Consider the following 15,135-nt stretch of genomic DNA (forward strand, 5'->3'; position numbering starts at 1 on the left):
TGCTTCTATACTAAAATTGCCGTTCAAAATAAACGCCAATTAACGCTAATGAGGAGAAACGGGATGATAGATCTGGATCGGCGTAGTCTTGTTCTTGCCGCTGGCGGCGCTCTGGCGGCGACGGCGGTCGGCGCTCCGGTGTGGGCCGCGACGCCCGAACGCAAGCTCGGTTATGCGATTGTCGGCCTGGGTGGTTACGGCCTTGGCATCATCATTCCCCAGTTCAAAAACTGCCAGCACAGCAAGCTGGTCGCGCTGGTCAGCGGCGATCCCGCCAAGGCCAAGCGCGTGGCGGCCGAGTACGGCGTACCGGAAAGCGGCATCTACGATTACAACAGCTACGACAAGCTGAAGGACAATCCCGAGGTCGATGTCATCTACATTTGCCTGCCCGTTTTCATGCACAAGGAATACACGGTCCGTGGCGCCGCCGCCGGCAAACACATCCTGTGCGAGAAGCCGATGGCCTTGTCCGCCGCCGAGTGCGAGACGATGATCGCGGCCTGCAAAAAGGCGGGCAAGAAATTGATGATCGGCTACCGCAGCCACTTCGAGCCGTACAACCTGGAGGCGATCCGCCGGGCGCGCGCGGGCGAGATCGGCAAGCTGCGCTATTTCCGTTCCGAGCATGGTTTCACGACGGGCGGGACGTCATCGTGGCGCTTGAAGAAGGCGATGTCGGGTGGCGGTTCGCTGATGGATATCGGTATCTATGCGCTGCAGGCGGCGCGCTACATGACCGGCGAGGAGCCTGTCGCCGTGTACGCCAAGGAGACCACGGATCGCTCCGATCCGCGTTTCCGCGAGGTCGAGGACATGATCGAGTTCCAGCTGGAGTTTCCTTCCGGCGTGATCGGTTCATGCATGTCGATGTACAGCGCGAATCAAAACCATATCCTGCTGATGGGCGACAAGGGCCGCATCGAGCTGGAGCCGGGGACCTCTTATAGCGGCCATCGCATGTGGGTGGGAAATGGCCGAAGCAACGAGATCACGCCGCCGCCGGGGCCGGGCAAGACCCAGTGGGCTGGCCAGCTCGACCACATGTCGACTTGCGTGATCGACAACCGCGAGCCCATCGTTCCCGGAGAAGAGGGCTTGCGCGACATGCGCATCATCGAGGCGATTTACAAGTCGGCCCGCGAGCAGAAGCGGATCGTGTTGTAGGTCAGTTTTTGGATTTATGATGGCCGGCTTCCTCGGCGATCTTGATGTCCAGCATCGAGATCACGAGGTCGTCCTCCGTCAGCAGTTCCTTCAGCGGGAAGCCGTCCTCCATCGCGATCACGGCGCCGGCGGTGACCTTTTCCTCCACCTCGCCGCCCGGCGGCGTGTGTGGCATGAAGGCGAATTGCGGGAAGCGCGTTTTGCCGTGCTCGGCGATTTCGTGCAAGGTCCTCGGCGCGGCGCGCAACAGGCCGTTGCGCACATGGTTCTGGCGGTCTTCGCTTCGTTGCTTGAGCAGCGCCGTCAGCCGGACGATCTCCTCCGTCAGGCGGTCGGATTCCGCTTGCTGATGGCTTAGCTCGTCGTCGCTGAGCGCCTCTTCCCATTGCGTCAGTTTCAGCAGGCCGCGCTTGTGCAAGGTCTGCCGTTGCAGGTCGATCTCGATCGCGGCGGCGCGGGTCTGGTGCGAGTCCAGGTCTTGGGCGACGCTGGCGTCGCCGTTGGCGCGGTGCCATTTGTCGCCGAAGTTGAACACCAGGCCGTCGAAGTAAAAATACATCGGCAAGCCATGCGCCGGGGCGTATTCCAGAACTTGTTTTGCCGTCATATTCCAGCGGGCGGCCAGTTCCGCCAAGGTCAGTGTCAGGGGTTCAATCGTGGGCATGATGGGCGCTAGTCGAATCGTCAATTGTTGGGCGCCATTTTCTCACAGTCGCTTGCATCCCGCGTTCATTTGTTGTGCCGGCAATTACGATTTTGACGTTTTGACCTGCTGATTTTGCCCAGCCCGGCTATTGTCGACGAAGTCATTGTTATACTTTCCTGCGAGACAGCGTTCGACTGTCCAGACCCAGGAGACGATATGACGGACAGAAGGTTGAGGAAGATAGTGATCGTGGGCGGCGGCACCGCAGGATGGATGGCGGCCGCGCCCCTGGCCCAGCGGCTCGGCAAGGACTGCGAGATCGTGCTGATCGAGTCGCCCGACATCGCCACCGTCGGGGTCGGCGAGGCGACCCTGCCGACCATCCGTTATTTCAACGCCGCGCTGGGCCTGGACCACGCCGAATTCCTCCGCAAAACCCAGGCCTCGTTCAAACTGGGGATCGAATTCAAGGATTGGGGCTATATCGGCAACCGTTTCTTCCACGGCTTCGGCGACTTCGGGCCGAAGATAGCGGGCCGTTCGCCGCACATGCACTGGCTGCATCTGGCGCGCGTCGACAAGAACATTCCCTCGTATGAGAACTGGTCGATATCGACGGTGATGGCGCGTAACCACCGCTTCGCGCCGGCCAACCCCGACGATCCGTATTCCTACGGCTTCCATTTCGACGCCGCCCTCTACGCGATCCATCTGCGCGAGTATGCCATCGCGCGCGGCGTGACGCGCATCGAGGCGACCATCAACGATGTCGAGCTCAGGCCGGAGGACGGCTACATCGCCGCCGTCAAGTTGAAGGACGGCCGCCGCATCGATGGCGATTTCTTCATCGATTGCTCGGGCTTCCGCGGCTTGCTGATCGAGGGCGCGCTCAAGGCCGGCTATGACGACTGGAGCGACCAGCTGCCGTGCAACAGCGCGCTGGCGATGCTGTGTGCCAAGGCCGAAAAGCTGGAACCGTTCACCACCGCTACCGCCAAACCCGCCGGCTGGCAGTGGCGCATTCCGTTGCAGCACCGTACCGGCAACGGCCACGTCTACAGCAACGCCTTCACCACCGACGACGAGGCGGCCCGCGTGCTGATCGACGGCCTCGACGGCGCGCCGCTCGACGACCCCCGGCAACTGCGCTTCGTGACCGGGCGCCGCCGCAAGTCGTGGATAAAGAACTGCGTGGCCCTCGGCCTGGCGGCCGGTTTCATCGAGCCGCTGGAATCGACCAGCATCAACCTGATCGAGAACGCGGTGGGCAAGTTGATCGAGTGTTTCCCCGATCGCGATTTCCTGCCCGAATCGACCGCCGAGTTCAATCGCTACATGGCGTATCGCTACGAGTCCGTGCGCGATTTCATCATCATGCATTACAAGCTGACCCAGCGCACCGACACCGAGTTCTGGCGTTACTGCGCCAACATGCCGATCCCGGACAGCGTGAGGCACCAGATCGAGCTGTTCCGCGAAACCGGCAGGGTGGTCATCTACGACCAGGACGGTTTCGGCGATCCGTCGTTCATCTCGATGTTGCTGGGGCTGGGCGTGGTGCCGAAGGTCGACGATCCGTTTGTCGCCGCGATGGACAGGGACGCCTTGCAAGCGCACATGGCCCAGGTTCGCGCGGGCATCATTCAAAAGGTCTCCGCGATGCCGTACGTCGGCGATTACCTGGCGCGCGCCGTCGCCAAGTGAAGCCGGCCGATGCTCAGCCCAGCCGCTTGCGCATGAAGATGGTCGCCTGCGGATTGTCGTTGTAGCGTTCGCAGCGCTCGTAGCCCAGCTGATCGTACAGCCTGATCGCCGCGTGCAGGTCGTCCTTGGTGTCCAGATACACGGCGCTGTGGCCGGCCTGCGCGGCGTGGTCTTCCAGCGCCCGCATCAACGCCTGCGACAGGCCGCGCCGGCGGAAGCGGTCGGCAACATAGAGGCGCTTGCATTCGACCGCGCCGCCCCCGGCGCCGGTTGTGTCGACACCGGGCAGCGGCCGCATCGCCACGCAACCGGCCGGGACGCCGTCCACGTACGCGATCCACATCGCCGAGCTGGCGTCATCGAGGAAGGCGCGGATGGCATCGTCGTCGTCGCGCAGCACCACGCCGATGACGTCGAAGTATTCGTACAGCAGGTGGCGCGCGTCGTCCAGTTGCGCGGCGGTGGCGCGCACCAGGCGGGTGGACGGTGGCGACAGGATTTCCCGCACCTTGCTCATCGCCGCCAGCAGCTCCGCGCGTTGCGCCTCGCCCAGCTGGTCCAGCATGCGCACCGTTTCCGACGAGACGCGGTGATTGATGTCGGCGATCACGGCCTGGCCTTTGGCGGTCAGGCTCAGCAAGGTGGCGCGCTTGTCCTGCGCCGATCGCACTCCCTCGATCAGTCCGCGTTCGGTCAGTGAGCGCACCATGCGGCTCAGGTAGCCGGCGTCCAGGCCGAGCTTGGTTCGCAGATGGTTGGCGGTGCAGCCCGGACTTTGCGACAGCTCGTACATCATCCGGCTTTCGCTGAGCGAGTAGTCGGTGTCGAGGTAGCGCCCGCGCAACAATCCCAGATGCACGGTGTAAAAACGGTTGAATTGCCGTACCACTTCGGCCTGTTGCCGCATATGCTGATCCATGTCACTCCACAAGGTTGCTATTTGGTTGCCTTTGGCAAGTATTTTGGCGACTATAGCGCCGTTGCGCCGCGCGGTCAACATGGCGCGCGTGGCAGGCGGTAAAATGGCGCCTTCCCATAGCGGAGTAGCGAAGATGATGTTTCTTAAAGTTCCGTTTGCGGAAAAAGACGAGGCCAAGGCGCTGGGCGCCCGTTGGAATGGCGAACGCAAATCGTGGTACGTGCCGGACGGTAAGCCGACCGAGGCGTTCGAACGCTGGCTGCCGCCGGGCGGCGCCGATTTCGTTCCCGCCAAGGCCGCCGCCGCGCCGAAGGCCAAGCCGGCCTCGGTCGACTCCTATGTCGGCAAATCGGTGATCGGCAAGCTGTATCAGGAATTGCCGCACGACTGCAATCCGTTCGAGGCGTGCCCGGTCTGCGCGCCCGCGCTGGCCGCGTCCGGCTGGCAGGCCGCGCACGAGGATGTGGCCAGGCTGCTGGTCGGCCTGCGGGGCTGACACCTGTTTCATTCATGGTCAAGCTGAAACTATTGAGATAGTGACCACACGCGGGATCGATCTGTTCTAAAATACTGATGAGATTCACCCACCTGAAGCCGCCGATGAACAGTCATACGATGCCGCCAGTTTTCCGCACCGAAGACGGGCCGGTCACACCGGTCGCCAGCTTCAAGCAGCCCGCCGATATCTTTGAAGCGCTGTTTCAAAGCATACAAGGCGGCGAAAAGCACGTGCGGCCGCTGCTGGACCTGATGCCCGATTCGCATTTTCTCGGTTTCATCGAGGTCGGCTACGCGCTGCGCGCCTGCCTGGAGGACAAATCACGCCGCGATTACCTGTTGCAGCGCCTGCGCCCGCATCTGGGCGTGATGATCGGCACTTTGCCGGCGAGCATACAGCCGCACGGCATGCTGCCCAAACAACCGGCGCCGCCCGGTTTCCGCGATCTGCAACACATCGGCGATGATGAGATCCGCGCCTGGCTGATCGAAGACGGCGGCCTGATCTATGGGGAGTTCGCCCGCTACGAGCTCGATAACCTGTTCGACGCGATCGCGCCGTCGGTGCGCCCCGGCGGCGTCATGGTCGATCTCGGTAGCGGACTGGGCAAGGTGGTGATGTCGGCGGCGCTGGCGTTTCCGTTCCAGCGCTGCATCGGTGTCGAATGCATGGGCTACCGCCATCGCATGGCCTTGCAGCGGTTGCACAATCTGCTGGTGCTGGCCGAGCGCGGCGTGGCGCACCTGCCGACGCCGCTGACGCCCGATGCCCCGTTGACCCTGCCTTTCGGCGACGCCACCACCGGCAGCCATCTGCTCGACCTGGCATCGCGGATCGCCTTTGTCGAAAGCGACATGTTCAAGGTGGACGTGCGCGGCGCCAGCCTGGTGTTCTTGTACAGCACCTGTTTCGGCCCGCTGATGGACGCGCTTGCCGACAAACTGGCGCGCGAGCTGCAGGAGGGCGCGCTGGTGGTGACGACCACCTACGCGCTCAAGCATCCCGCTTTCACCTTGCTGCATTATTTCCCGGCCGGCACGGTCGCCTGGACCAACGTGATGCTCTATAAACGCACCGGCACCTTGGAGTCGCTGCCGCCGGCGGATATCACGCATCCGCATCAGCCGGACCCGGCGGAGTGGGAAGCGCGCGCGCGCCAGGAGTTCGACGCCTTGGACGCGCGGGCGGGCAAAGCCTAGGCTAGAGCAGCCATTTGCGCGCGGCCGCGACGATATTGTCCGACAGCGTGCGGGTAAATGGCGTCTGGATATCCCAGGTGTGCCACGTCAGCGGCACGTCCAGCACGTGGCCCGGCGCCAGATCCACCAATGTTCCCGCCTTCAGTTGCGCGTCGCACTGCAGCAGCGGCAGCATGCCATAAGCGAATCCCGCTTCCAGAAAGCGCACGAAACCTTCCGAACTGGATAAGGAATGGTGCGGCACCCGTCCCGTATGGCCGGTTTGCTGGGCGATAAAGCGCGTTTGCAGCGCGTCCTTGCGGTCGAAGTACAAAGCGGGCGCCTGCCGCACCGCCTCGGCGGTAAATCCGTCCGGGAACCAGCGCGCGGCGAAGGCGGGACTGGCGACGCACAGATACCGCATCGCCCCCAGCGGCGTGGCCGAAGTGCCGGCCACCTGCGCCGTTTCGCTGGTAACGCAGCCGAAAACCCGGCCTTCGCGCAGCATCGTCATCGTGTGGTCCTGGTCGTCGAGACGGATCTGCAACATGCAGTCTCCCGAAGCCATCAACGGAGCCACCGCTTCCTGCAGCCAGGTGGCGGCGCTGTCGGCATTGATGGCGATGGCGATTTCCGGCCGGGCCGGGGCGCCGGGACCGGCGTGCCGGAATTCGGTCAAGGCGGCTTCCAGCAGTTGCACCTGACGGTAATGGGCGATCAGCCGCTGGCCGGCCTCGGTCGCCACCGGCGGCTGGCTGCGCACGATCAGCAACTCGCCGGCGCTGTTTTCCAGCATGCGCAGGCGCTGGGACACCGCCGACTGGGTGATCGACAGCGCTGCGGCGGCCTTGTCGAAACTTCCATAGTCGATCACGGCGTCCAGCGCCGCCAGTCCGCGATAGTCGATTCGGCTCATTAGCGTTCCTAATATTTGGTCAGTAATATTAATTATACTTATCTTTCGGCGCCGTCTAAGCTGTCGTTCTTGAACCCGGGGAGGACGCATGGAAGTGACGGCATTTTTAAAAGGTATGGGGCTGGGCGGCGGACTGATCGTCGCCATCGGATCGCAAAACGCTTATTTGTTGCGGCAGGCTTTGAAGCGCGAATATGTGCTGACCTGCATCGCCATTTGCATCGTTTGCGACGTGATGCTGATCGGCGCCGGCGTCGCCGGCATGGGGAAGTTAATTGTCGAGGCGCCCGCGCTACTGCTTTGGATTAAAGTCGCCGGTGCCGGCTTCTTATTCTGGTACGGGCTGAGGGCGGCGCGTTCCGCGTTGAATCCGGCCGCGATGGAAACCGGCGAGGATAAACCCGCCACCAGCCGGTATGCGGTGGTTGCGGCGATGCTGGCTTTTAGTTTATTGAATCCGCATGTTTATCTCGATACGGTTGTGTTGCTGGGCTCCATAGGTGGCCAGCAAATAGGCGATGGACGGATGTATTTTGCCGTGGGGGCGATGCTGGCCTCGGTTATATGGTTTTGCAGCCTGGGTTTTGGCGCGCGGTTTTTGATACCGGTATTCGCCCGTCCGCGCGCCTGGCAAATATTGGATGGCGTGATCGCCGTGGTGATGTGGGTATTGGCGTGCACATTGTTTCTATAACTGTGCGCATGGGCTCAAGCTGGAAAATGGCGGGATCATGCCGATTTTTGGCATGAAAACCACACCGATCCCCTTGGATCGCGTAGTTTTTTTGGTATGTAACTTCATCTAGTTGTAAATTTATTTCCATTGAGAACGTATTCGCCAACGGTTCGCATACAATGCTGAAAGTTGCCCAGATGTGGCGCGCCGATCAGTGGGAATAATGAGCATGGAACCCGGCAATTACTTGAGCGAGTCGACGATGGCCGCGGCCCTGGCGGCGGATGCCATTCTGAGCGCCTTGCTTATCTTTCTCTGGCTATCGCAGCGTAAAGAGAAACATGCCTTGTTCTGGGGCGTGGGCCAGGTGGCGATAATGGCTGGTTTGATCACCTGGTTCAAAGGCGCGGAATTACTGCCACATCAAATCCGCCTGTTTATATGCGCGCTGATGCTGACCGTGGGAATGATTGGTTATTGGGGCGGGACCCAGTATTTTCTCGGTTATTTGCGCCGGCGTCATTTGCGCTGGATATTGATCGTCGCGGCCGTATTAACCGGCGTATTTTATCTGCTGTGGAATGCGTTTTATCACATAGTGGCACCCGCCACCGCGTCGGTTATCGGTCTCGTGATGTTGTGGATGGGCGCGGAATTAATCCGCGCGCAACAGCGTTACCGCTGGCTGGGATATACGCTGGTGGCGCGCGGCATATTCAATGTCGTCTCTTCCATCACCCTGGGGCCGGAACTGTATGTGCTCTGGTTCGCCGGCACCTCGATCCTCAAAACGCTGTCGATGCTCGGTCTGATCTATGCGGTCCAGGACGAGATCCAGCAGCGCTACGTGCGCACCATCGACAGCCTGAGTCATGGTTTTTTGATACGCGACCGGCGCGGCTATGTCCATGTCGCCAACGAACGCTGCGCCCGCCTGCTGGGTTTCGACAGCGCCTCCGACCTGATCGGCAAGCATGTATGCCAGCTGCTGCCGGACCTCACGCCGGCCATGGCCGACGAATATTTCCAACGCTTCGACGCCAAGGACGTTCAGTACCCGATGACCGAAACGGCAACGTTTAGATTAAACAATGGCACACGGTTGCCGGTGGAGATGATGGGTTCGCCCTATGTCGAGCGCGGCCGCCTGTATTGCCTGGTCCAGCTGCTCGACATCAGCGAGCGCAAGAAAAAGGACGACATGCTGTACCGGGCCGCGCGCATCGATCCGGTGACCGGCTTTTTCAACCGCCACGCGCTGTCGGCGTCGCTGGCGCAGGAGGTCGCGCGCGGGGCGGCGGCCGGGCGCGAATGCGCGGTGCTGTTCCTCGACCTGGACAAGTTCAAGCGGGTCAACGATTCCTTCGGTCATGCCATCGGCGACGAATTGCTGCGTCAGACCGCCCGCCGCCTGCATGGCGTGCTGCGCCCGAACGACATGCTGGCCCGCTTCGGCGGCGACGAGTTCATCATCGTCATTCCCGATCTGGCGCCGGGCGCGGCCGCGCAGATGGCCACGCAGTGCGGCGAGCGCGTCATCGGCGCCATGGCCGGCCGCTTCGAGCTGTTCCACCACGCGATCGCCGTGTCCGCCAGCGTCGGCGTGGCTTGCTATCCATTGCACGGAAGCGATAGCGATATGCTGATACGCAACGCCGACATCGCCATGTACGAGGCCAAGAAAGCCGGGCGGGGCGAGCTGCGGTTTTTCAACGACGCCATGAACGCCGCCGCCAAGGATGCGCTGGTGATCGACGGCGCCTTGCGCGGCGCCATCGAGGCCGGCGAGTTCAAGCTGCTGTACCAGGCCATCGTCGACGCCCGCACCGGCAAGCTGACCAAGGTGGAGGCGCTGCTGCGCTGGCATAGCGCCGAACTGGGGTGGATGCCGCCGGACCGCTTCATCCCGGTCGCCGAGGACAGCGGCATGATCGTCGCCATCGGCACCTGGGTGCTCGACGAGGCCTGCCGCCAGATGGCGCGATGGCGCGACGGGCCGCTGGACGGTTTGACGATCAGCATCAACGTCTCGGCCTGGCAGTTGGCGGACCCGGCCTTTGTGACCCTGGTGGAGCGGGCGCTCGCCAGCAACGGCCTCGACGGCCACCGGCTGGAGCTCGAGTTGACGGAGCGGGTGCTGATCGACGACGGCGGCCAGGTGAGCGCGGTGCTGCGGCGCTTGCGCGCCCTGGGCGTCAGCATTTCGCTCGACGACTTCGGCACCGGTTATTCCTCGCTCAGCTACCTGACCCGGTTCCAACTGAACACGCTGAAGATCGACCGCGCCTTCGTCATGGATATCGAGCACAGCGAGCGCAGCAATAGCCTGGTGAACGCCATCATCGCCATGGGACACAGCCTGGGGCTGCAACTGGTGGCGGAGGGCGTCGAGACCGCCGGCCAGGCGGCGATCCTGGAAACCATGGGTTGCCACTATCTGCAGGGCTACCATTTTTCCCGCCCGATCCCGGCCGACGAACTGCTGCGCTTTGCCGGCGAGCGGCAGCTATCGGCTTCCTGACTTGGCCGCCGCGGCGGCCTCCGCCGCCGTCGGTATCTTCCGCGCCGCCTCGTCGCCGGTCAGTATCCAGATCCGGTCGATCTCGCCCATGGCGTCGACGGTGTAGTTGACCACGATATCTTTACCGCGCACGGAGCTCGGCATGTCGATCGTATTCTCTTGATTGAAAATGCGCGCGGAAGGCGATAGCTTGCGCGCCTTGCCGTCGATGCCCACGTCGGGAAAATACCCCGGCGTCATCTTGCCGCGCAACACGTCGGGCGGGAAGGGGCGCTCGAAGGCCAGCGCCGGCGGCGCCAGCGACGCGGTCAGCAACGCTCCAAGCAACGTGATCATCCGCAACATGGCAGCCTCCAAATCACACCAAAATGGCAGCTTACCCGATTCCCTACGCAAATTGTTGTCATGTCATCCAGATGTCATGTCGCCGTCATCGTAACGTCACATGCTGTTCCTACAATCTTGCGAGTTGATCATTCCACTAACCGCAAGAAAGAAGAACACTCATGCAACAGCGCTTCCCTCTGAAACCTTTGTGCCTGGTGGTCCTGCAAGCACTGGCCTTCCAGGCTTACGCGGCCGATGCCGCCGCCGACGCAGCCGACAGCGCAGCCGCCGCCGGCGCCTTGGCCGGTCCGATGCAAACGGTGGAAATCACCGGCCGGGGCCAGTCGCGCCAGGTCCAGAACATCAACAAGGCCGATCTGGCCGAGGCGCTGCCGGGCACCAGCCCGTTGAAAGTGCTCGACAAGCTGCCGGGCGTGAACTTCCAGTCCGCCGATCCGTTCGGCGCCTACGAGTGGTCGACCTCGTTCAGCATCCGCGGCTTCAACCAGAGCCAGCTGGGCTTCACCTTGGACGGCGTGCCGCTGGGCGACATGAGCTACGGTAACAACAACGGCCTGCACATCAGCCGCGCCATCTCGTCGGAAAACATCGGCAGCGTCCAGGTGTCGCAGGGCGCCGGCTCGCTGGGCACCGCCTCCACCAGCAACCTCGGCGGCACGGTGCAATTCTTCACCCTGGCCCCGACCGACGAGTTCGGTTTGACCGCCTCGCAAACCCTGGGCAGCGATTCGACCTCGCGCACCTTCGTGCGCGTCGACACCGGCCTGATCAACGGCGCCGTCAAGGCCTTCATCAGCGGCACCCGCCAGCGCACCGACAAGACCAAGGGCGAGGGCGCCCAGGACCAGGACCAGATCAACTCGCGCTTCGTGTTCAACTTCGGCGAGAACAGCCTGACCGGCTTCCTCAACCATTCGGACCGCAAGGAAGTCGACTACCAGGACATGTCGAAGGAAATGATCAACCGCCTCGGCTACGAGTGGGACAACTACCAGCCCGACTGGCAGCGCGCGGTCAACGCCGCCAAGGGCCAGTTCAGCGGCGCCGTCAACAGCCTCGACGACGCCTACTATTCGGCCGGCGGCCTGCGCAAGGACACCCTGGGCGGCCTGACCCTGGACCTGAACTTCACGCCGACGCTTCAACTGAAGACCACCGTCTACAACCACGAGAACGAAGGCCAGGGCCACTGGTACACGCCGTACGTCGCCACCAACGCCGCCAACCCGATCTCGGTCCGCACCACCGAGTACGAGATCAAGCGCCACGGCGTGACGACCGACCTGACCTGGGACCTGGGCAACCACACCATCACCGCCGGCGCCTGGGGCGAGCGCAACGACCACACGGGCAGCCGCAACTACTACGCCGCCACCGGCCCGGCCGACACGATGTATTACCTGCGCAACCCGTTCCGCACCGACTGGGCGCAGAACTTCATCACCACCACCGCGCAGTATTACGTGCAGGACAGCCTGAGCCTGATGGACGGCAAGCTCAAGATCAACGCCGGCTTCAAGAGCATGAGCGTCGACATCGCCGCCCGCAACATCGTCGGCACCCGCGCCGCCGGCAAGCTGTCGGCCGAGAAGAACTTCCTGCCGCAGGCCGGCGTCAACTACGCGCTCAGCGCCGACGACGAGGTGTTCGCCTCGGCCTCGAAAAACATGCGCGCGCACCAGCCGGGCGTCGGCGGTCCGTTCTCGCAAACCCAGGCCGCCTATGACGCCGGCGTCGCCAACCTGAAGCCGGAAACCTCGACCAACGTCGACCTCGGCTACCGCTTCAAGCGCGCCGGCATCCAGGGTTCGCTGGCGGTCTACAACGCCCGCTTCGACGACCGTCAACTGAGCGTGGCCACCTGCGCCGGCATCGTCGGCTGCCCGTCGACCTTCGTCAACGTCGGCAAGGTCGACACCAAGGGCGTGGAGGCGATCGCCGTGTGGAAACTGAACCGCGAAATCAGCTGGTTCAACTCGTACACCTTCAACGATTCCAAGTACAAGTCGGACTACATGGACGGCAGCACCCTGGTGCCGGTCAGCGGCAAGACCGTGGTCAACGCGCCGCGCAACCTGTTCAGCACCGAGGCCTCGTACGAGACCGGCAGCTGGTTCGCCCGCCTGGGCGGCAAGCTCACCGGCAAGCGCTACTACACCTACATGAACGACAACGGCGTGCCGTCGTTCTGGCTGGCCAACCTGTCGGCCGGCTACAAGATGAAGTCGCTGGGCATGCTCAAGGAACTGTCGCTGCAGGTGAACGTGACCAACCTGCTCGACAAGGAATACATCAGCACGATCGGCACCAACGGCTTCCAGGCCCGCGATCCGAACGGCACCGCGCAGACCCTGCTGACCGGCGCGCCGCGCCAGATCTTCGTCACCCTGAACGGCAAGCTGTAAGCGCAACCGCGCCGCCGCCGGCGGTGCAACAAGGCGTTCCAATCGATAAATTTTGCGTATCGCGCAAGGTTTAGAGAGTGGAACGCCTTTGTTGCTTATGGGCTACAACTGCGGTGTGGCGCTGGCAGCGCCCTCCACATCGCCTCATACTATCGAGTCTTTCGAGCTCGAGGAGTCCGCCGTGAAATGGTTTTATGACCTGAAAATCGCTACCAAATTGGTAGTCTCGTTTGGTGTCGTATTGTTGCTGACGCTGGTGTTGGGCGTGGCCGCGATGGTGTCGATGTCGCGGGTCAACCAAGCCTCGGACGACCTCGCGACTAACTGGATGCCGAGCGTGCGCATGGCGATGGAATTGCGCACCGATCTCGGCGAGATGCGCCGCTGGGAGCTGGCGCACCTGATCAACGACGATCCGGCCGGCTTTGCCACTTACGAGAAGCGCATGGCCGATACGCTGGCGACGATGAAGATCCACCGCGACGCCTACGAAAAACTGATCAGCAGTCCGGAGGAGAAGGCGATCGCGACCGAATTCGACCAGGCCTGGAGCGCCTTCATGGTCGACCACGACAAGATCGTGAAATTCTCCGCCGGCGGCCAGAAGGACGAGGCGCGCGCGCTGTCGCGCGGCTCCTCGGCCAAGACGATGGCGGCGCTGACCGAATCGGTCAACAAGCTCGTCAAGCTCAACATCGACGGTGGCGACGACGCCAGCGCCGCCGCCACCGCCACCTACGAGCACGCGCGCCTGGCGTCGGTCATCCTGTTGACGGTCAACATCGTCATCGGCATCGCGCTGGCGCTGTGGATCGCCCGCATCGTCTCGGCGCCGCTGCAGCAGGCGGTGTCGGTGGCGACCGCCGTGGCCGGCGGCGACCTGACCCGCACCATCGAGGTCGACAGCGCCTGCGAGACGGGCCAACTGATGGGCGCGCTGCGCGACATGAACGGCAATCTGCAGCGCCTGGTCAGCCAGGTGCGCAGCGGCACCGACACCATCGCCACGGCGTCGGCCGAGATCGCCGCCGGCAACCAGGACCTGTCGTCGCGCACCGAGCAGCAGGCGTCGAGCCTGGAGGAGACGGCCTCGTCGATGGAGGAGCTGACCAGCACCGTCAGGCAGAACGCCGACAACGCGCGCCAGGCCAACCAGCTGGCGCAGTCGGCGTCCGGCATCGCCATCAAGGGCGGCGACGTGGTGGGGCAGGTGGTCGGCACGATGTCGTCCATCAACGAATCGTCGCGCAAGATCGTCGACATCATTTCCGTCATCGACGGCATCGCCTTCCAGACCAACATCCTGGCGCTCAACGCCGCCGTGGAAGCGGCGCGCGCCGGCGAGCAGGGGCGCGGCTTCGCCGTGGTCGCCAGCGAGGTGCGCAACCTGGCGCAGCGCTCGGCGGCGGCGGCCAAGGACATCAAGTCGCTGATCAACGATTCGGTGGAAAAGGTCGAGGCCGGTTCGCAGCTGGTCAACGAGGCCGGCGCCACGATGAACGAGATCGTCTCCAGCATCACGCGCGTGACCGACATCATGAGCGAGATCACCTCGGCCAGCGCCGAGCAGAGCGATGGCATCGAGCAGGTCAACACCGCGATCACGCAGATGGACCAGGTGACGCAGCAGAACGCGGCGCTGGTGGAGCAGGCCGCGGCGGCGGCCGAGTCGATGCAGGAGCAGGCGGCGCGCTTGAGCGAGGTGGTGAGTGTGTTCAAGTTGAACGGGGCGCCGGCCGTTCCCGCCGCCGCGCCGCGCAAGCCGCTGGCGGCGCCGGCGCCGGCAAGGATGGCGCTGGCGCCGAAGCAGCCGGCCAAACCGGCCAAGCAGGCCAAACAGGTCGCCCATGGCGACGAATGGGAAACCTTCTAAACCACGGTTACACGTAGGGCGGATTAGCGCAGCGTAATCCGCCAATGCGTGCGTTTCGACGGCGCATGCATTGGCGGATTACGGCGTGCCGCCTAATCCGCCCTACGTGTCTCCAAGGTTATGCTGGCGCGCCGTCCAGGCTTTGTGCGCCGCGTGGTACTTCTCCAACTCCTCCTGGTACATATCGTCGACGCACCAGGTGCACCCGCTGTGGCAGCAGTCGCGCGGGTCCGGCGCTTGCGGCGCCACCGGCTCGGGATCGTCCGCCTTCATCGCATTCCCC

Annotated in this window: 13 protein-coding genes; 8 read left to right on the top strand and 5 right to left on the bottom strand. The window is 63.3% G+C overall.

The window, feature by feature from the left end:
- The first annotated feature begins 63 nt into the window (after positions 1-63).
- The gene (locus tag MRBLMU1_RS05755; protein ID WP_363498331.1) at positions 64-1,167 is read left to right on the top strand and encodes a Gfo/Idh/MocA family protein; all 1,104 of its coding nucleotides are present in this window, start codon (positions 64-66) and stop codon (positions 1,165-1,167) included.
- Between the two features lies 1 nt (position 1,168).
- Here MRBLMU1_RS05755 and MRBLMU1_RS05760 read toward each other — a convergent pair whose 3' ends face one another.
- On the bottom strand, positions 1,169-1,831 hold the full coding sequence (locus MRBLMU1_RS05760; protein ID WP_363498334.1) for a hypothetical protein: 663 nt from the start codon (positions 1,829-1,831) through the stop codon (positions 1,169-1,171).
- Positions 1,832-2,029: 198 nt separating this feature from the next.
- Here MRBLMU1_RS05760 and MRBLMU1_RS05765 point away from each other — a divergent pair, with 198 nt between their 5' ends.
- A complete protein-coding gene (locus MRBLMU1_RS05765) occupies positions 2,030-3,517 on the top strand; it encodes a tryptophan halogenase family protein (RefSeq protein WP_363498337.1) in 1,488 nt (495 codons plus the stop codon).
- A 13-nt stretch (positions 3,518-3,530) separates the two neighbouring features.
- Here the strand turns inward: MRBLMU1_RS05765 and MRBLMU1_RS05770 are convergent, their stop codons facing one another.
- Positions 3,531-4,436, bottom strand: coding sequence for a bifunctional helix-turn-helix transcriptional regulator/GNAT family N-acetyltransferase (locus tag MRBLMU1_RS05770; RefSeq protein WP_363498340.1), 906 nt, complete (start codon positions 4,434-4,436; stop codon positions 3,531-3,533).
- 133 nt (positions 4,437-4,569) lie between these two features.
- Here MRBLMU1_RS05770 and MRBLMU1_RS05775 point away from each other — a divergent pair, with 133 nt between their 5' ends.
- Together MRBLMU1_RS05775 and MRBLMU1_RS05780 are read left to right on the top strand one after the other, a co-directional pair.
- Complete coding sequence (locus MRBLMU1_RS05775) at positions 4,570-4,932, top strand: DUF5710 domain-containing protein (protein WP_363498343.1); 363 nt, start codon at positions 4,570-4,572, stop codon at positions 4,930-4,932.
- A gap of 104 nt (positions 4,933-5,036) precedes the next feature.
- Complete coding sequence (locus MRBLMU1_RS05780) at positions 5,037-6,134, top strand: histone methylation protein DOT1-like protein (protein WP_363498346.1); 1,098 nt, start codon at positions 5,037-5,039, stop codon at positions 6,132-6,134.
- 1 nt (position 6,135) lies between these two features.
- Here the strand turns inward: MRBLMU1_RS05780 and MRBLMU1_RS05785 are convergent, their stop codons facing one another.
- Positions 6,136-7,029 (bottom strand): LysR family transcriptional regulator ArgP, encoded by an 894-nt coding sequence (locus MRBLMU1_RS05785; RefSeq protein WP_363498349.1) that lies wholly within the window; start codon positions 7,027-7,029, stop codon positions 6,136-6,138.
- Positions 7,030-7,117: 88 nt separating this feature from the next.
- Here MRBLMU1_RS05785 and MRBLMU1_RS05790 point away from each other — a divergent pair, with 88 nt between their 5' ends.
- Together MRBLMU1_RS05790 and MRBLMU1_RS05795 are read left to right on the top strand one after the other, a co-directional pair.
- Positions 7,118-7,723: a LysE/ArgO family amino acid transporter gene (locus MRBLMU1_RS05790; protein WP_363498352.1), complete on the top strand. Its 606-nt coding sequence runs from the start codon at positions 7,118-7,120 to the stop codon at positions 7,721-7,723.
- A gap of 625 nt (positions 7,724-8,348) precedes the next feature.
- On the top strand, positions 8,349-10,226 hold the full coding sequence (locus MRBLMU1_RS05795; RefSeq protein WP_363498355.1) for a putative bifunctional diguanylate cyclase/phosphodiesterase: 1,878 nt from the start codon (positions 8,349-8,351) through the stop codon (positions 10,224-10,226).
- Here MRBLMU1_RS05795 and MRBLMU1_RS05800 read toward each other — a convergent pair.
- The gene (locus MRBLMU1_RS05800) at positions 10,212-10,571 is read right to left on the bottom strand and encodes a hypothetical protein (RefSeq protein WP_363498358.1); all 360 of its coding nucleotides are present in this window, start codon (positions 10,569-10,571) and stop codon (positions 10,212-10,214) included. The genes MRBLMU1_RS05795 and MRBLMU1_RS05800 overlap by 15 nt on opposite strands.
- Before the next feature lie 161 nt (positions 10,572-10,732).
- Here MRBLMU1_RS05800 and MRBLMU1_RS05805 point away from each other — a divergent pair, with 161 nt between their 5' ends.
- Both MRBLMU1_RS05805 and MRBLMU1_RS05810 read left to right on the top strand, forming a co-directional pair.
- On the top strand, positions 10,733-12,979 hold the full coding sequence (locus tag MRBLMU1_RS05805; protein WP_363498361.1) for a TonB-dependent receptor: 2,247 nt from the start codon (positions 10,733-10,735) through the stop codon (positions 12,977-12,979).
- Positions 12,980-13,160: 181 nt separating this feature from the next.
- Positions 13,161-14,852, top strand: coding sequence for a methyl-accepting chemotaxis protein (locus tag MRBLMU1_RS05810; RefSeq protein ID WP_363498364.1), 1,692 nt, complete (start codon positions 13,161-13,163; stop codon positions 14,850-14,852).
- Between the two features lie 102 nt (positions 14,853-14,954).
- Here the strand turns inward: MRBLMU1_RS05810 and MRBLMU1_RS05815 are convergent, their stop codons facing one another.
- The gene (locus MRBLMU1_RS05815; RefSeq protein ID WP_363498367.1) at positions 14,955-15,125 is read right to left on the bottom strand and encodes an oxidoreductase-like domain-containing protein; all 171 of its coding nucleotides are present in this window, start codon (positions 15,123-15,125) and stop codon (positions 14,955-14,957) included.
- Positions 15,126-15,135: the final 10 nt, after the last annotated feature.

Origin of the sequence: Burkholderia sp. LMU1-1-1.1 (assembly GCF_040675865.1) — a bacterium.
Lineage (GTDB): Bacteria > Pseudomonadota > Gammaproteobacteria > Burkholderiales > Burkholderiaceae_D > Rugamonas.